This is a genomic window from Shewanella glacialipiscicola (assembly GCF_023283485.1).
Classification (GTDB): domain Bacteria; phylum Pseudomonadota; class Gammaproteobacteria; order Enterobacterales; family Shewanellaceae; genus Shewanella; species Shewanella glacialipiscicola.
Window position 1 is genome coordinate 231,838 of sequence record NZ_JAKILU010000003.1, and the last position, 18,522, is coordinate 250,359.

Annotated in this window: 13 protein-coding genes and 1 other RNA gene; 9 read left to right on the forward strand and 5 right to left on the reverse strand. The window is 42.9% G+C overall.

The genetic code is table 11. The features are described 5' to 3' along the window. Nucleotides 1–88 precede the first annotated feature (88 nt). From L2717_RS04045 to ffs, 5 genes are all read left to right on the forward strand, one after another. The gene (locus tag L2717_RS04045) at nucleotides 89–1,549 is read left to right on the forward strand and encodes a YcjX family GTP-binding protein (RefSeq protein WP_220772592.1); all 1,461 of its coding nucleotides are present in this window, start codon (nucleotides 89–91) and stop codon (nucleotides 1,547–1,549) included. Beyond that, nucleotides 1,546–2,754 carry a TIGR01620 family protein gene (locus L2717_RS04050; protein WP_220772591.1) on the forward strand — a complete coding sequence of 403 codons (1,209 nt, stop codon included), beginning with the start codon at nucleotides 1,546–1,548 and terminating at the stop codon, nucleotides 2,752–2,754. Before L2717_RS04045 ends, L2717_RS04050 begins: the two co-directional genes overlap by 4 nt. A gap of 345 nt (nucleotides 2,755–3,099) precedes the next feature. Then, nucleotides 3,100–4,293 carry a methionine gamma-lyase gene (megL, locus tag L2717_RS04055; RefSeq protein ID WP_220772590.1) on the forward strand — a complete coding sequence of 398 codons (1,194 nt, stop codon included), beginning with the start codon at nucleotides 3,100–3,102 and terminating at the stop codon, nucleotides 4,291–4,293. A gap of 168 nt (nucleotides 4,294–4,461) precedes the next feature. Beyond that, complete coding sequence (locus L2717_RS04060; protein ID WP_220772589.1) at nucleotides 4,462–4,827, forward strand: ComEA family DNA-binding protein; 366 nt, start codon at nucleotides 4,462–4,464, stop codon at nucleotides 4,825–4,827. A gap of 245 nt (nucleotides 4,828–5,072) precedes the next feature. Next, an RNA gene (gene ffs / locus L2717_RS04065) (signal recognition particle sRNA small type) lies at nucleotides 5,073–5,169 on the forward strand. A 253-nt stretch (nucleotides 5,170–5,422) separates the two neighbouring features. Here the strand turns inward: ffs and L2717_RS04070 are convergent. The 5 genes from L2717_RS04070 to dinG all read right to left on the reverse strand — a co-directional run bounded on the left by L2717_RS04070 (nucleotide 5,423) and on the right by dinG (nucleotide 10,390). Then, nucleotides 5,423–5,713, reverse strand: coding sequence for a late competence development ComFB family protein (locus L2717_RS04070; RefSeq protein ID WP_220774618.1), 291 nt, complete (start codon nucleotides 5,711–5,713; stop codon nucleotides 5,423–5,425). A gap of 463 nt (nucleotides 5,714–6,176) precedes the next feature. Continuing rightward, nucleotides 6,177–6,866, reverse strand: coding sequence for a DUF2057 domain-containing protein (locus tag L2717_RS04075; protein WP_220774617.1), 690 nt, complete (start codon nucleotides 6,864–6,866; stop codon nucleotides 6,177–6,179). A 9-nt stretch (nucleotides 6,867–6,875) separates the two neighbouring features. Continuing rightward, nucleotides 6,876–7,544 carry a primosomal replication protein gene (locus L2717_RS04080; protein ID WP_220774616.1) on the reverse strand — a complete coding sequence of 223 codons (669 nt, stop codon included), beginning with the start codon at nucleotides 7,542–7,544 and terminating at the stop codon, nucleotides 6,876–6,878. Beyond that, nucleotides 7,535–8,308, reverse strand: coding sequence for a sulfite exporter TauE/SafE family protein (locus L2717_RS04085; RefSeq protein WP_220774615.1), 774 nt, complete (start codon nucleotides 8,306–8,308; stop codon nucleotides 7,535–7,537). The genes L2717_RS04080 and L2717_RS04085 overlap by 10 nt, the downstream gene beginning before the upstream one ends. Nucleotides 8,309–8,317: 9 nt before the next feature. Then, a complete protein-coding gene (gene dinG, locus L2717_RS04090) occupies nucleotides 8,318–10,390 on the reverse strand; it encodes an ATP-dependent DNA helicase DinG (RefSeq protein WP_220774614.1) in 2,073 nt (690 codons plus the stop codon). 119 nt (nucleotides 10,391–10,509) lie between these two features. Here dinG and L2717_RS04095 point away from each other — a divergent pair, with 119 nt between their 5' ends. The 4 genes from L2717_RS04095 to L2717_RS04110 all read left to right on the forward strand — a co-directional run bounded on the left by L2717_RS04095 (nucleotide 10,510) and on the right by L2717_RS04110 (nucleotide 18,312). Continuing rightward, nucleotides 10,510–12,936, forward strand: a complete 2,427-nt coding sequence (locus L2717_RS04095; protein ID WP_220774613.1) for a DNA polymerase II — start codon at nucleotides 10,510–10,512, stop codon at nucleotides 12,934–12,936. A gap of 222 nt (nucleotides 12,937–13,158) precedes the next feature. Beyond that, the gene (locus tag L2717_RS04100; RefSeq protein ID WP_220774612.1) at nucleotides 13,159–14,370 is read left to right on the forward strand and encodes a porin; all 1,212 of its coding nucleotides are present in this window, start codon (nucleotides 13,159–13,161) and stop codon (nucleotides 14,368–14,370) included. Between the two features lie 293 nt (nucleotides 14,371–14,663). Continuing rightward, nucleotides 14,664–17,270: a TonB-dependent receptor gene (locus tag L2717_RS04105; RefSeq protein ID WP_220772764.1), complete on the forward strand. Its 2,607-nt coding sequence runs from the start codon at nucleotides 14,664–14,666 to the stop codon at nucleotides 17,268–17,270. A gap of 94 nt (nucleotides 17,271–17,364) precedes the next feature. Continuing rightward, nucleotides 17,365–18,312, forward strand: a complete 948-nt coding sequence (locus L2717_RS04110; protein ID WP_220772763.1) for a class I SAM-dependent methyltransferase — start codon at nucleotides 17,365–17,367, stop codon at nucleotides 18,310–18,312. Nucleotides 18,313–18,522 lie beyond the last annotated feature (210 nt).

Sequence of the window (18,522 nt, forward strand, 5' to 3'; positions counted from 1 at the left end):
TAAAGGGCGGCCATGTCCGCCCTTGTTGTTTAATTTCTTTTTCATTCTAGTGTATAGTTAACATCATTCGACATAAGGGAAGTCTCTAATGGGAATGCTTGATGCTTCGCTCCATAAATTAACCCAAAAGGGTCAATCTCTATTACATCGAACCGCAGATAGGCATTTACGCTTGGCTGTCACTGGACTTTCTGGTGCAGGGAAAACTGCGTTTATTACTGGGTTAGTCAATCAGTTACTCAATGCTGGACCAGTATCAACGTTACCCCATACTCGCAATAATAATGCGTTACCCCTTTGGCAAGTGAGCCGCGATCAGCGATTGCTCGGGGTAAAGCGTGCCATGCAGCCGGATCTTGAAATTGCCAGTTTTGATTATCAAGGCGCTATGTTAGCGCTTACTGCCAATCCTGCGACTTGGCCTGCTTCCACTCGTACCATTTCTGAATTGCGACTGGCGATTAAATACCAGCCCCAAAAAGGGTTACTGGCTAAGTTTTCTGATACCGCCACGCTCTATTTAGATATCGTTGATTACCCCGGAGAGTGGTTACTTGATTTACCTATGCTGCGCCAAGATTTTGTAAGTTGGTGCAGTGCCCAGCAAGTGAGTATTGATAATCTTAAAAGTTCACCCTTATATGCCCAGTTTGAGCAATCTTTAAAGACATTAGATTTAGCGGCCAATGCCGACGAGCAGCAGTTAAAGCTTATTGCCGATCAATACCAGCAGTTACTCAATGATTTAGTGCATGTCCAAGGCTATTACCAAGCGCAACCTGGGCGTATGTTATTGCCGGGCGAATGGCAGGACGCGCCTTTATTAGCATTTTTCCCCTTATTATTGATAACAAGTGAAGAGTTTACCAAGTTACAGCAAAGTCATAAGCACAGTGCTTTTCATGTGCTTGAAAAACGCTATCAAGAATATGTTGCTAAAGTTGTTAAACCTTTTTATAAACATCATTTTGCTGGTTTTGACCGGCAGTTAGTACTTGTTGACTGTTTTAGTGCGTTGAATCGCGGTAAAAAGCAATTTGAGGATATGGGCGCGGCGCTCAATGCCATTATGGAAAGCTTTCAGTTTGGTCAATCGAGTTATTTACGGCGGTTATTTGCTCCGCGAATTGATCGTTTACTATTTGCTGCGAGCAAGGTTGACCATGTCACCCGCGATCAACAAAGCCATGTATTGTCGCTGTTAACCGATATGCTCAAACACAGCCAACATTTTGCCAGTTTCGATGGTTGCAAAGTAGAAACCATGGCGATTAGTGCTATCAAAGCGACTCGTCATGGCATGGTGAAAACACAAGAGGGTGAGGTCGAAGTGGTGCAGGGCATCGGACTTAACGGTAAACCTCTCACCTTGTTCCCCGGCGAAGTACCTACTCGCTTACCTGATCCTGATTTTTGGCGTAACCAAGGGTTTAACTTTATCGGCTTTGCACCGCCAAGCAATGCCTATGTCGACCCATCCCAAGTGCATTTTGAGCATATTCGACTTGATCATCTGCTGCAGTATTTATTAGGAGATAAGTTGGAATGACGTTAAAGCTATCGGATAAACCCAATGAGCAAGCCTCCAATTCCACTGTAAACGCAGCAGGACAATTGATTGAACATAAGCCACTGAAAAAACAGCAGCTGTTTGACTCACAAAGCGTAGAACTTAACCCCACTAAAGAGGAACTCAAAGCAGCGAAAGCCTTTGAGCCCAATACACCAGTGCAAGACGTTACCGCTGATGTTGAGGCGTTAATGGATGAGACATTGTTAGCCCATCCTAAAATGATTGATGCTAAATCGGTATCGCCTCAACTGGTTAAATCCCGTCGTTGGTCTTGGCTAGCCCGTTTTGCGGCGTTAAGTTTATTGCTGCTCGTTGTGGTTCAAACGGGATTAGGGCTAAGGGATGCATGGCTTGAAAGCCCTTGGTTGTTTAGTTTTTATGGTGTGGTACTTGGTGTCGTCAGTGCGTGGGCATTGGCGGGAGCGGTCAGTGAATACCGCAAACTTAAGCGACTCAAACAGGTCGCAGATACCCAAGAAACGGGCGCAAGGTTAGCGCAGAGCATGCAAATGGGTGAAGCTGACAGTTTTATCGATAATATCGTTTGCCACTATAAAGATAGCCAAGGATTACAGCAACTTCGCCGCTTATTAAGAGATGAACATAATGATGCCGAGAAAGTCATGCTATTCGAAGATTTAGTGCTTACTGAACGGGATGCGCTGGCGAAAAAAGTGGTGCGAAGATATGCGGCAGAATCAGCCGTGTTGCTGGCTGCTAGCCCTTTAGCTGTGCTCGATATGGCGATTATCCTATGGCGTAATCAACGCATGCTGCGCGATGTAGCCCGCTGTTATGGCATTGAATTAGGTTATTGGAGCAGGATTAAACTTATCCGCAGTATCATTATTAATATCATCTATGCGGGGACAAGTGAGTTAGTCACCGATTTAGGCACACAGTTATTATCGGTTGAAATGACAGGTAAATTGTCAGCTCGCTTGGCTCAAGGCTTAGGCGGCGGCATGTTAACCGCACGCCTTGGTTATCAAGCCATGGCGCTGTGTCGTCCGATAGTGTTTAGGGAAGATCAAAGGCCTAAATTATCAAAAGTGCATCAGGAGTTGTTAATCGAGCTTAAGCAGTTTTCAGGCAAACTGTTTACCAAGGAAGGCCGCGATGCACTAAAAGGCCAATTTGCTGATGTAGATGACAAGGTTTATCGACCGTCTAAAGAGTAAAAAAATACTCTATCAAATAGAGAGTTAAACTGCCGAAAATGCGCTAATGGACTTGCTCCTTAGCGCATTTTTTATCGCTTATTGTGGATATTTCTGCCCGTAAATAGCTATTAACAAGTACTTTGCAACAAAATCTACGTAACAAGTTAGTTACAGTTTGCCCGTAGGTTTTTTCGCCATGTTACTAGCTTAAGTGTTTAGTCACGGTATGGTAGAACGTATTCGATGGGACTAATCCTTTCTATAGCATCGCCACATAATGCAGATATTAAGCTTTCTAACCCAACAACTAACAACCATCATAAAGAGCAGGAAGAGCTCAAAGCTAATAACAAGGAGCTAGGTATGCAAGATAAGTCAGCTAAAGCGTGGCAAGCGGCAACACAGGTCATTCATGCAGGACATACGCGAGAGGCTTTTGGCGCCTTAGTGACGCCGCTTTATCAAAGTGCAACATTTGTATTTGAGTCGGCAAAGCAAGGTGGCGAGCGATTTGCGGGGAATGAGCCGGGCTATATTTATACTCGCTTAGGCAATCCCACCACTGCTGAACTTGAGCGTAAAATGGCGATTTTAGAGGGGGCCGAGGCCGCTGCTGCGACAGCATCTGGTATGGGCGCCGTCTCTGGCGCATTACTGGCAAATTTAGCAATGGGTGATCACTTAGTTGCATCTAATGCGGTTTATGGTTGCACATTTGCCTTAATGACCACTCAATTGGCTCGTTTTGGTATTGAAGTGTCATTAGTCGACTTTTCAGTTGTAGAAGAAGTTGAAGCGGCGATAAAACCTAACACTAAAGTGATTTTCTGTGAAACGCCGGTGAATCCTCATTTACAGATATTTGATTTAACGGCTATTGCTAATATCGCTAAACGGCATCAACTGGTTAGTATTGTCGACAATACCTTTATGACGCCCTTGTTACAGCGACCACTGGATTTGGGGATTGATATAGTCGTGCACAGTGCTACTAAATATTTGAATGGTCACGGTGATGTGATTGCAGGCATTGTGTGCGGTAGCGAAGAACAGATCCATAAAGTGAAGTATGAAATCTTAAAAGATATTGGTGCGGTCATATCGCCCCACGATGCATGGTTGATTTTACGTGGGCTTAAAACCTTAGATGTGCGTTTACAGCGTCATTGCGATAGCGCCGAGTGTGTCGCTGAGTTTTTATCTGAGCATCCCGTGGTGACTCGAGTGTACTACCCTGGGCTTAAATGCCACCCGGGTCATCAGTTTATTGGTAAGCAGATGAAACGTGCTGGTGGTGTGATTGCATTTGAATTAGCGGCAAATTTAGATGAATCCATGGCATTTGTGGGCTATTTAACGCTATTTTCTATTGCGGTAAGTTTAGGGGACGCTGAATCCCTTATTCAACATCCGGCATCAATGACACATTCGCCTTATACCGCAGAAGCCAGAGCCGCAGCGGGGATTAGTGATAATTTACTGCGGATTTCGATTGGCTTAGAAGATTGTGATGACATTCTCGCCGACTTAAAGCAGGCTTTTGCGCGTATGACATAGCCTGTTAACTTGTTCACCCTGTCTAAGTCTATGTGCAGTTAGATAATCGGTGCAGTTGAATATATTTTTGGATATCAATTTGGTGTTTTAGGATTCCTTAGTCTATTTTTGATTGAAGGCCACGGAAGTAGGACGAGAGGCCGAATTTCATGGAGCAGAGGAATCGTTATGAAAACAACAAATCGTATACCCGTTATTATGAGTGCTATGGCATTAACCTTGTTATTAACAATGCCAGTTAGTGCCGCAGAAACAACAAAAGCCGCTGAAAAAATGCAGACTCAGGTTAAATCTGAGGCCAGTGAGATGACATCAACTGCGAAAAAAGCGATGCCAGATACCGCCCAAGTCAATATAAATACGGCTTCGGTTGAACAGTTACAAGTACTAAAAGGGATTGGTGCAGCAAAGGCTCAAGCGATTGTCGACTACCGCACTAAAAATGGTAAGTTCAATGCAATCGATGATTTAGCAAATGTATCGGGTGTTGGGACTAAATTGATTGAACAGAATCGTCACATAATCAAGTTATAATATTTAAGATATTCAGTGAGTTTAATATAACAATGTTCAGTAACCTCTAAATAAAAGCCTACATAGTTAGGCTTTTATTATTTCAATTACTATATGTGCTTATAGATTGTGCAGTTGGTGAGGATATTAACGGATCTTGTTGATTAGCGCTTGATCCCGTGGGAGGCATAGGGGATAATCTTTCGCGTTCTAGCAAGCTCTTTGGTTTGTCTAATCGAAAGAAAATGCTCGAAGTTATGGTGACCCTAGGGTCCCCCCGCAATGATAACTTGTGAACTCGGCCAGGCCTGGAAGGGAGCAACCGCAGCAAGTGACTCGTGTGCCGGGGTGCGGCTCTAGGGGAACCTCCAAGTTTAGTTTTATCCTCTAATATCCTTTCTTATTAGTATTTCTCGTTTAGTTCCTCATTTTTCAATAGTGGCATAACTGACTATTTTCAGCATTTGAATGTGGTTTCGGAACCACGTCAATTTATGTATCGCCGTTTTCTATTTAAATACAGCAGTCTTTATGAATGTCATTGGATTGTTTGATAACTGTGTATTTGATAGTCATTCAGCAGTTGATTAAGCTCGAGTGCCATTTCTTGTAGGCATTAATTATTCGCTTCGGTTTCTTCTTGTAATCTTTTTTGTAAATTTTGCTTAAGAAAGACGCGCGATTTTTCTAGCGCAGTTTGGATCTCACGCTTTAACTCTTGCAACTCGTTGTAATCCTCAAAGAAATAGGTATCTACAAGGTGGCGAACGTAACGCACGGGAAGTTGGTTTAAGGTTACACAACAAAGATCTGCAAGGTAATCCTCGGGAAGCTCGTCCATCAGCCCTTCGTCTGACAATATTTCCATCAAAAGAACTTCGTAGTAATTACGGATTTCAAGTTGCATTTGTATACTCCATGACAGTTTTATTGAGTTTGCTACTACAAATCGTTTATCGCAATGAAAAATTAGTTAAATCTTTGGCTTGTATTGTAGTGCGACTCTGGCATCGTTGCAGCGAATGATGCTTATAAATGGATTTTCTGATGTTATTATTGACAGTGCTGTCAGCCGCCATTTGAATAGTCTTTATTCTTACGGTAAGGCAACATCCCCGCGTTTCCTTCGCATTATAGAACAACAATCTACTTTTTTAGTCGGCTTTAACACTATGGTTTTATGAAAATACCGCTATTGATACTATTTAACGTCATCATTTTATGGTTTATATGAGGCAGTATTTTTATTGCAGTGAGAAGTTGTGTTGACGTAGGGGGTTATTTTTAAAGAAAGCGCCAGCTTAGATGGGCTGGCGCGATAGCTATTGGCTCGATAATTAATATCGATTAAACCTCGTTATAACAAATTGCTATAACTGTGAAATAGCCCAACTCATAAACTCTTTACGTGTTTTTTCATCTGCTTGTAGCCACCAGTATTGCAACATTTGCTGTGGATTAGCGCCTGCAGCTTTGGATGTATCAACAGGAGCGGTTAATGACGTTGCGCTGACAGCAGTTTGAGCCGATGTAGTTGCGGGGGCAACTGCTACTACTGCACCTGCAGCGCCAGTTGCCGCAGTGACACTACCTGCTACATCATCAGCTTGATTTCCTGTAAATAAGCGCGAAACAAAGCTTTCTTCTTCTAAATTGGTATTTGTCACTTGGTAATTGACGTCGCCTTTATCACTACGTGTTAATTTAACTTGCGGATTTTTAGCGAAGACTTTGGGCTTTTTAACGACGTCTCCTTCGGCGGCTTGAAGGTGGTATTGATAGTCGCCATCCACGTTTAACGTCACGATGAAAGGAGCCGATTTAACAAAGGTTTGGCTATCACTATAATCATCTTCGACCATTTCGTGGTAACGAATAGCGATTTTGTGAGTGCCGGGTGCCAAGGTTAAGCTGCTTTTATGATTGAATAAACTAGACTCTACTTTTTTACCGTCGAGGGCAATATATTCAAATGACATTGGAATGGTCAGATCTGCAGCAAAGGCTGAGGCAGAACTGAGTAATATTAGCAGGCTGCTAATTGGCAAAAGTGATTTCATTATTATTCCTTAACGATTATTACTCTGATACGGGCGTTCGAATATTTGAATGCGATCTTCTATATAACTAATAGCTTGCCTGCATTTTCCTAAACGACGATGCATCAAAAGGATGTCATTTTGCAATTGTATTTTGTCAGCACTATGACAGTTTTCAAGTTTTGATTCCATTTCTTCAATTTTTTGTTCAAATTTTTTTGCCCAATTTAGATGTTTGTTCAATTCTGCGTAGATTTCATGACTATTTTGCATCACGTTATTGGCAATCCATTCAAAACCACTGGCTTGATGAGATTGATTCTGACGTTGAACAAAGCGGGCACGGCTACTGGCGCGTTGTTGAGTTTTGGACTTAATATCAATAGAGGTCGTAAGCAAGGCACGTTTGACGGCTGTAAATCTGTCTTGAATTCGCTCACAGCTCAGTGCGATAGTTTGTGGGGCAAGTTTAAGCTTAATTTGTTTTTCGAGCTGAGTAATACTGCTACGAATTTGTTCGATACAAGGACCAAGCTGAGCGCCGTGCTGGATAAATAGCGAATGGTTAAAGCGTTCTGTTTCTTGTAATAGCTTACGTTGCGGTGGGGCAAGCCGATTGTCGTGTTGCAGCACTTCTTGCTCTAGTGTCTGTAACTGATTTTTCAGCATCACCAGTAATTTTGGGGTGTTCACAACCATGCACTCCATGCCAAATTTGCTGCAATCATTAGCACGATTAAAATAAATAGCGGGCGAATAAAGGGCATACCAAATTTAATCGCGCAGCGAGCGCCGATAAATGAGCCCAACATCATGCACAATCCCATCCCTAAACCTATTTGCCACTGTACTTGCCCAAGCCAACCAAAAATAGCTAATGCGGTTAAGTTACTAGTAAAAGTCATTGCGCGGGCGAGCCCACAACTGTGCAGTAAAGGCAGCTTATACAAAGAGCCTGATGTCACCGTCCAAAATGCGCCAATACCAGGGCCTGCAAAACCATCATAAGTACCCAAAGCCAATCCTTGTAGCCACTGCTGTTTAGCGGGAGGTTTAGCTATTGGGGCTTGGCAGTTGATATCTGATATCGCATTTGGGCTGACTAAACTGTAAATAGCGATGCCGATGATCAGCAACGGCAAGACTTTTTCGAGCCACTGTGTATCGACTAAATACACTAGAAAACTGCCCAATACCGCACCAATAAAGGTGGCGATAAAGGCCATGTACCAAAACGAAGGAGTAAAGAGATGCTGGCGATAATAGGTCCAAGCTGCCATGGATGAGCCAAAACTTGCTGCTAATTTATTCGTGCCTAATACCGTATGCGGCGGCATACCTAAAGCCAATAGTGCAGGGATCGACAATAAACCACCGCCACCGACTACGGCATCAATAAATCCAGCGATAAGGCCAATCACTGCCAACAGGGCCCAATGGCTGGGCTCGAGTAACAATTCCAAATTTTAATCCTACTCTATAACTCGTCTGAAGGGCGGCAAGGCATCTAACAAAGATTTGCCATAACGCTTAGTCACTAGTCGCCTATCCAAAATAGTGACTCTGCCATAATCTTGCTCTTTACGCAGTAATCTACCACAACTTTGAATTAGCTTGCGGGAGGCATCAGGGATGGTCAATTGTAAGAAGGGGTTACCACCTTTAACTTTGACATATTCTGCATGGGCTTGCTCAACGGGCGAGGTCGGTACCGCAAAGGGCAACTTAGTGACGATTAAGTTAGTGAGATAATCGCCGGGCAAGTCGAGACCTTCGGAGAAACTACCTGTGCCAAATAAAATACTGGGTTCACCCTTATCGCATTTGGCTTTATGATTCTCTAACAATTGTTGCCGTGGCGCATTGCCTTGGATGAGGAGCTCGGTAGTGAGTTTACCTTCAAGTAATTCGACTACTTTTCCCATCTGCCAGTAGGAAGCGAATAACACTAAAGTGGCCATTTCGCCATCAATAAGCGTGATGATTTGCTCCGCAAGCTCAGCCGTATAGGCATCATCCGTGGGCTCTGTGCGCATTTTTGGCAAATACAGGGTCGCGTTATTCGGGTAATCGAAGGGCGATTGTAAGGCTAAATAACGGCTGCCATCATTAAGAGATAATCCTACTTGATGCACGAAATGGTCGAAGTTATTCAGTGCGCGCAGCGTGGCACTACATAAGACGACGCCCGCAGCCTTTTGCCACAACATAGATTCCAGCATAAAACCTACTTCGATAGGTGAGGCGCTAAAGAGATAATCAGCCTGTTTACCCGTGATAAGTTCAATCCAGCGCGCCATAGGGGCACCTTTGTGTTTATCTTCCTTGGCCATCATCTTCCACAATTTCTGTAGATTCTCGAGTCTTTGCAACATAAATCCGGTTTCAGCCAGTAGCGCTTCGGATTGATGTTTGGGAATATCGCCATCTTTTATCGCTTCGGCCAGCAGTGACAGCATTTTATTAAATTGCTTCAGGGCAAGATTAGAGGTAACAGCGAGGTTTTCAGCGAGAATGAGCAGTGACTCGGGAAGTTTGCCGTGCTCAAACCGCAAGCGGTTTTCTGGATTGGCAAAGTGCTTCGTCTGGGAGTCACAATATTGGGCCACCTGATTAAGCTGAGTGATCAGATCGCCTAAATGATCTTGCATAGCCTGAGCAGGGGCGATGATATTGTTGCTCTTTATTTGGTTTTGTAATTTAGCGCAAGTCTTACCAATTTTTTCGAGCCAGTCGCAAGCTCCCCTCAGCGTGGCCTGCGCACTGGAAAAGTCCCGCGCCACAATCGGCAAATGATGCGCCTCATCGATGACGTAAAACACGTCTTCGGGATCGGGTAAAATTACCCCACCCCCTAATTCTAAGTCGGCAAATAATAAGCTGTGGTTGGCGATGAGTACGTCCCACGTGTCGAGATCTTCCCGGGCCTTATGGAACGGACAATTTCTATGGCTGGCAACTTGGCGATGGCAACTGTGTTTGTCACAGGCGATTTGTTGCCATAAATGATCGGGTAGTGGCACATTCAAGGTATCGATTTCACCGTTCCAGCGACCTTCGTTATAGTCTTTTAGCAGGCCGTGCATCATTGCCACTTGGCTATTGTCTGGCTTAGTTTGCCACATGGCCATTTGTGTACTGTCATCGTCACCGATAAGCATCGCCAGTTTTGATAAACACACATAACGTTGTCGACCTTTTACAAGGCCAAAACGGAAATTTAAACCAGATTGTTCAAGGAAGAAGGGTAAGTCTTTATGCAGCAGTTGCTCTTGTAATGCCACGGTAGCGGTGGCAATACAAACTTTTTTCTTACTCGATAATGCCAGTGGGATGGTACCGAGAATATAAGACAATGATTTACCGATACCCGTCCCCGCTTCGACCACAATAATGCGTCTATCTTTGTCATAGTCGCCGGCGAGGGTCTTAGATATTTCTGCCACCATATAATTTTGTTCACGGCGCGGCCTAAAATTAGGCAAGGCGGTAGCAATATCTTTATAGATGGCGCGGATCTGGGTTTTTACATTGTCAGGTAACATGCGTCACTACTTTATCGAATTAATGCTGTACATAATAACAGTGATTGCATAGCCTAAGAAACTTTTCTGCCTTTTGGCGGCATTTAAATTGAGTAGCGATGCGATTTGGGAACTATGCGATGAAGCCTGAGGCAACCGCGGCCGTTAGTGTACAAGGTCGAGTCATAACACGCCATGCGATTCATCGTCATGGGAGTTTAGTGTTGCAGTATTATTTAGCAACCGCGAAAGGTCCTGTACTGGTGGAGGTGCAAGACACTGAACATATTTGTTTTTGTCATCAAACAGATGTCGCCTCGTTACAGTTACAAACACCGGGTCAAGCACTGCGTTTTGTACCATTAGCGCTCAAAAGCTTTAAAGGCGGCGCAGTCAGTGGTGTTTATGCTAAATCCAGCAGTAGCTTACGTACTTTACAACGCATCGCTAAAGATGCCGATATTCCCCTATTTGAAGCGGATATTCGCCCTGAACAGCGTTATTTAATTGAGCGGTTTGTGGCGCTTGATGTAGCCTTTTTAGGGCATTATCTTGGGCCAAGAATTGATAGCGCTGAGGTTAACTCCTTGCCTGTGTTTATCGGCGAGCGGGCTAAAAGTATTACTCCTTTAACGGCTGTTCATTTGCGCTGCATTTCATTGGATTTTGAATGTAGCTTTGAGGGTTTGCTCTATTCGGTGGCGCTCTATGGTCAATACGGTGGCCAATATAGTGGTCAAGCTAGTCAGCAGACTTACGAAAAAGTCATTATGGTGGGTGAAGCTGAGCTAAACAGCCCTAGTTATATTGAGTGGGTTGCCGATGAAGCCGCGCTAATTCATCGATTAATCGCGTGGTTCCATGAGTTTGATCCTGACTTTATTATCGGTTGGTCAGTGGTCAGTTTTGATCTTGCATTACTATCACGTCGCGCACTATTACACCGTATTCCGCTAACGATTGGCCGGGGTGGGGCCAAGCTTGAGTGGAAGGTCGATAATAAATTTCGCCCCGAAACCTTGAGTTTACCTGGGCGCGTGGTACTCGATGGTATCGATTGGCTTAAAGCTGCTTTTTATCACTTTGAGCGTTTCTCGTTGGAATTTGTGTCGCGGCAACTATTAGGTGAAGGCAAAGCCATTCATAATGTGGATAACCGCGTTGAAGAAATTGACCTGCTGTTTAAGACCGATAAACAAGCCTTAGCACATTACAATCTCACCGATAGCCGCCTAGTGTGGGATATTTTTACTCACACTCAATTGTGGGATTTTGCCCTCGCGCGGGCCGAACTGACGGGTTTAGAACTTGGGCGGGTAGGGGCTTCGGTGGCGGCGTTTAATCATTTGTATTTACCACATTTACATCGCGCGGGTTACGTTGCCCCCGATGCCCCTGCAAGTGATGGCATTGAAAGTCCCGGTGGCTATGTGATGGATTCGGTGCCAGGGCTGTATAAACATATCTTAGTATTTGATTTTAAAAGCTTATACCCATCAATTATCCGTACGTTTTTGATCGATCCTAAAGGCTTGGTTGAAGGTTTACAGTTACCCGAGTCTGAATGTGTTGCAGGGTTTCTAGGTGGCCGATTTAGCCGGCAGCAGCCTATTTTGCCTAAGCTTATTCAAACATTATCCGAGCAGCGCGAAAAGGCTAAGCGTGAATATAATGCGCCGTTATCCCAAGCGATAAAAATTATCATGAACTCCCTGTATGGGGTTTTAGGCTCCCAAGGTTGTGTTTTTCATGACGCTAAGTTGGCAAGTTCTATCACCATGCGTGGTCATCAAATAATGAAACAAACCCGCGCCTGGATAGAAGAAATGGGCTATCAAGTGATTTACGGCGATACGGATTCCACCTTTGTCTGGCTTGGCAGCGAGCCTGATCTCACCGATATAAGCGCCTTAGGTCAGACACTTGCCGACGATGTCAACGCAAAATGGTACGCTAAGATTACTGAAGAACACCAGATGGAGAGTTTTCTCGAGTTACAGTTTGAGCGTCATTACGAGCAGTTTTTTATGCCAACGCTAAGGGGATCATTAGAAGGCAGTAAGAAGCGTTATGTGGGGGCTTGGCGTAATGCGAGCGATGAACTTGAGCTTGTTTTTAAAGGCATGGAACAAGTGCGCAGTGATTGGAGCCCTTTAGCACGTAAAGTTCAAGCGTCACTCTATGAACGCATGTTTAACCAAAGGGATATCAGTGTTTATTTAGCTGGCGTGTTTGAACAACTGCTCGATGGCCAGTTGGACGATGACTTAGTATTTCGTAAACGTATGCGGCGCAATATTGAAGACTATACGGCTAAGTCTTCTCCACATGTCAAAGTTGCCCAGCAATTATGTGATGCAACAGGTAATGCTGCTTTTGGCAAGCGGGGAGCACAAATAGATTATCTAATCACTGTAAACGGTCCTGAGTCTGTTGAGTACAAAACCTCTAAAATCGACTATCAATACTACATCGACAAACAAATTGGCCCTATTGCCGAACCCGTATTTTCAATAATGAAACTAAACTACATGAGTATTGCATCAAAACAACTGCTGTTAATATAGTGTGTTTACTGTTTTTTTAGTGTTACATTCGATGATTTCCATGATGATAACCACTGTTCACTTGGTGTTAATGGGTTTGTTTTTGTGATGCCAGTCTGCATATTTTTTAGGTTTCGCTTTGAGGAGATATTGAAAGTTTGCTACCCTTTAAGCTGAAATTGTAAGGAAATATAACAACGGAATGACGTTGGTAGAACATAAACAAAAAAGGTTAAGCCCCGAATGAACAAGACGTTAGTAGCCACTGCGCTGGCAGTAATATTTCTAGTACCCTCTGTCTCAGCTATCGAGATCTATAAAGATAATAAAAATACCGTAGAAATCGGTGGTTTTATTGATGCTCGCGTGATCAACACTCAAGACGAAACAGAGGTTGTTAATGGTGCATCACGGATTAATTTCGGTTTTAACCGTGAATTGACCGACGGTTGGAATGCATTTGCAAAACTAGAATGGGGTGTAAACCCAGTGGGTAATAGCGATATTGTTTACAATAATCGCTTCGAATCGGTACAAGAAGAATTTTTTTATAATCGCTTAGGTTATGCCGGCTTATCTCACGATAAATACGGTACCTTAACTATCGGCAAGCAGTGGGGTGCTTGGTACGATGTCGTTTACAATACCAACTACGGCTTTGTATGGGACGGTAACACTGCCGGTGTTTACACGTTTAATAAAGATGATGGTGCGGTAAACGGTGTGGGTCGTGGTGATAAAACGGTTCAGTATCGTAATGCCTTTGGCGATGTTAGCTTCGCAGTTCAAGCACAGTTAAAAAACAGCAGTTTCTATACGTGTGATACGACCGCTGATATTTCTCAAAGTCAGTGCCAAACTAACTGGGAAGGTGGCGATAAAGCGGCGCAACAAGTCGAGTATAATTACACCTATGGTGGCGCGCTGACCTATAAAGCGACTGATATGTTGACATTAACAGCAGGTGTTAACCGTGGTGAGTTTGATGTCAGCTTTGGTAATGGTACGCAATCAACAGCAGTTGATCTTATCTATGGTGCTGGTGTCACTTGGGGTAATTTCGACAATGATGGTTTATACGCTGCAGCAAACATCAATAGACAAGAAAATCATGATACAGATAATATTGGCCGCTTAATTAAAGATGCCTATGGTGTTGAAACACTAGCGTCTTTTAAGTTTGATAACGGATTACGTCCATTTATATCGTACAACATATTAGATGCAGGTGATGACTACGTAATCCAGCCTAACTTTAATGCTGATCCAAAAGATGTGTTTAAACGTCAGTTTGTGGTGGTTGGTTTGCATTTTGTTTGGGATCCTAATACTGTGCTTTACATAGAAGCACGTAAAGATTACAGCGATTTTACTAGCGCCGATAAAGATCAAGAAGCCAAAATGGCGCTTTCTGAAGATGACGGTGTAGCAATTGGTATTCGTTACTCACTCTAAAATCTTATTTGTCTAAGATATAAATCTGCTAATACCTAACTCTTTTTATACAGCAATGCCAGTCAGAAATGACTGGCATTTTTTTGGCTGTTTTAAAGTCACTTTCCCGATAAATATGTTCATATAATACGCATTTTGTCGTGCAATTGTATCGTTTGTATATTTATTGTTGCTTAAAGGTTTTATATGTGATTTTATTGTTTCCAGCGAGGGGTCTAAGACACCTCAGTTTGAAACCGTTTATTAAATAAGCGGATTATAATAAAGACATAATATTTCCAGGGAGATTGACAATGCTAAAACATAATTTACTCGCTAATTCTGTACGCTTAGCTTTAATTAGCGGCGTAGCGGTTGCTGCATTTACGGCTCCAGTTGCTTTGGCGGCTGAAGATGGGGCGAAAGTTGAGCGTATTGAAGTTACAGGTTCACGAATTAAGCGTACTGACCTAGAAGGTGCATCACCAGTAACGACTATTACGACTGAAGATATGAAAGTCGAAGGTAACTTTACCGTTGCTGATGCTCTACGAAATAGTAACTTAAACTCATTTGGTTCATTCTCTGAACGTTCAGGTAGTTCTGCTCAGTCACAAGCGACGATTGATTTACGTGGCGCAGGCTCAAGTCGCACCCTTGTGTTAATCGATGGCAAGCGTTTCCCTGGTTCTCCAACATTAGGTGGTTCATCTGCAAACTTAAACGCTATTCCTATGGCGGCAGTAGAGCGCATTGAAATTCTAACTGACGGTGCTTCTTCTACCTATGGTTCAGACGCGATTGCTGGTGTTGTTAACATCATCATGAAGAAGAACTACCAAGGTCTTGAGTTTAACGTTGGCGCGGGTGCTCGCGACCAAGATGAAGGCATGACAAGTAAAGAGTTTTCCGTTGTTGCTGGTTATCAGATGGATAAAGGTAACCTGACCTTTGCATTTGATCATCAGGATCGTGAAGGTATTAGAGACGCTGATCGCTCTTACACGGCTCCTAGTCTGAACGATTTAAACGGTGACGGAGAAATCCAGTTCGAAGAGGCTATCGGTTGGAGCCAATACGGTGCAACGGTTCGTAGCCCTGATAAAAAAACGAAGCTAGCATCACCACTTTGTGATGACTTAGAAGCAAAGTATGGCTCTGATAAATTCCAAACGATTAAAGCTGACAACGTATCAGGCGCAGGTCACACATACTGTGCGTTTGCACCCGCTAACGTTTCGTATAACAAAGCCTCTGTAGATCGTAATACTGTCTATGTTGATTCTAACTATGAAGTTGCCGAAGATGTAGAGTGGTTTGGCCGTATCATGTTTACTCAAAACAGCTCTTTCGGTCGCTATGCGCCACCAGCTGCAGCATGGAACAACATGACTGCTGATAACCCACATAATCCTTATGGTGAAGATGGTGCTACAGGATATTTCCGTTGGGTAGATATTGGCAATCGTGACGGTAACGTCAATGATTACAACCAAGATTATTTGACTGGACTGCGCGGTAGCATTAGTGCATGGAATGATGCAACTTGGGAAGTTTATTATCACCATAATATCGCTGATAACAAGTCTATCGGTGAGTATTACCTTAGCTATTCAGGTTTAGCATATAACGAAGCCAATGGTATTGATCTCGGCTCTGAAGCTGGCGTTAATAACATGAAGGCTACAACGCTAACACAAAATCGCGCAACGTTTAAGCAATGGAACGCCGGTATCGGTTTTGATGCATTTGATTTACCAGCAGGTGCAATTGCGCATTATTTTGGTATGGAATACTTTGATCAAGTCTTCACATCTGTGTATGACGCACAATCTGAAGCGGGTTTAGTCGGTGGTAGCGCGGGTAACTCTGCTGGCGGTGATCGTCAAGTTTGGGCCGCGTTTTATGAAGCAGCCTTACCTATTACAGAAACGATTGAGATAAACCTTGCCGCCCGTTATGACGATTATAGCGATTTTGGTGGTAACGTTGCGCCTAAAGCTTCTGTTCGTTGGCAAGCGCTAGATAACGTTGTTGTTCGTGCATCATACTCAGAAGCGTTCCGAGCTCCAGGCCTAGATCAATTAAATGCGGCTACCACGTTTAGTGCGGAATATGGTACTGACTATGCGTATTGCCGTTCTAATGGCATTAGCGATACTCAATGTTTAGAAACACAGTACGATACCTTTATTTCAGCAAACAGTGAATTAGGTCCTGAAACTTCTGAATATATCAACCTAGGTGTTGCTTGGGATATCGTTGATAACTTCGGCATAAAAGTTGACTATTTCGATTTAAATATTGATAACGTAATCAGTCAGCGCAGTATTACTAACGTCATGGAAGGTGTAGCCTCCGGTTCGTTAGCTCAAGATGGGACTTTCTATGTGCTACGCGCACCAGGTACTGGTGGAAGCCTAGGTCAAGCTTATGAAGTAGGTACTGGCTATGGCAACGGCGATAAGTTACAAATTGAAGGTATTGACGTTGCACTTAATGGCAACATCGACACTGAGTTTGGTGATTTTTCAGTAAACTGGACTAACAGTTTCATACTTAAATATGATGAAGAAGTTGAAGGTGGTGCCGGCTCCGTTGATACCGCCGGATGGAATGGCCAACCAGACTATAGATCTGTATTTACTACAGTATATAAAATTGGTGACAACGCCTTCTCGTGGAACATGAACTACACCAGCTCAACCAATGAAGATAAAGAAGACGGTAAATTAGATTCTTGGTTAATCCACAATATCAGCTACAGCTATGATATTGGTAGCTATGGCAAAGTATTGCTAGGTGTTAATAACCTGACTGATGAAGATCCAGTATTGAGTTCTTCTGGTTCGTACGATAACCCAGAGTTGTATAACAACTACGGTCGTGAATATCGTGCAAGCTATACTCTAAAGTTCTAATAAACCGTTAAAACACATTTACAAGGCCAGCAAATTGCTGGCCTTTTTGTTATATTTCTAGTGAATAAAACGTGAAGTTTTCTCAGGGGGTTATGTGAGTCAACACTGGAGTGAGTATTGGGAACAGGGCCATTTAACTTCGTTTGGAACTGATTTCAGCGGTAATTATGCAGGAATACTAAAAGATATTTGGCTTCCAATATTTAAAGAGCTAAGGCCAAATTTTGAAGTGCTAGATATTGCAACGGGTAATGGCGCTTTACCCTTATTACTTAAAAGCTATTTAGATGAATCCAATGTAAACGGTCGTGTTCGTGGTATTGATATTGCAAAAATACAGCTTATAAAACCTGAAAATGACAGTTTGATTAAAATAGACCTGATTGGCGAAATAAACTGTGAGTCCTTACCTTTTAATGATCCCGTCGATTTAGTGACTTCTCAATTTGGTATTGAATATTCCAACTTATCTACCTCATTAGTAGCCGTCGCAAATATTTTAAAGGGAGGTGGACGATTATGTCTTGTTTGCCATCATCATAACTCGATGATCATCCATAGAAACAAAAAAATTTTATCACTTATACAGAGTGTTACTACAAAAAAACTGGTGGAAAACTTGTTTTCACTTGCAGACTCAATGGGTCAAGTCACGACTAAAGTCGATATAAATAGAATAAAAAACGATCAAGCGTGTGAGGCGTTACGTAACGATATTAATCAATCTATTGGTGAATTACATGCCTCTAATGAAGCAGCACTAATGGATTCAGAAATATTGAATTACGTGACGACTTTTTTCAAACAAGGGCTTTATTGGCCCGTAGACAAGAAAAAAGACTATCTAAAATTTGTTCAAAAACAACTCACTGATTTAGCGTTCAGACTTGAAGAATTAGTGGGCGCGGCCATTGATGAAAACAAGTTAACATCAATGTGCAAAATCCTATGGAATGAGGGTGTTGAGTTCGTGTCTGCTACAACCTTAAAGTCAACGGATGCACAATTACTTGCTTGGCATTTTATTTTTCAAAAAACATAAAGCATTCTTTACTTACATCGAATGTAAAGGGTTTTACGTTAGAAATGTACACAAACTAGACATTAGTTGGTTATCTGTTTAAAAGCGCCATAATTAGCAACTTTTCAGCAATCTCAAATGTTGACACCGGTCAACATTTTATGGAATGATGCCAGCGGGTCTACGCTTTAATAGTGTAGGAAAGGGAAGAAAAAAATAAACAATCACAAG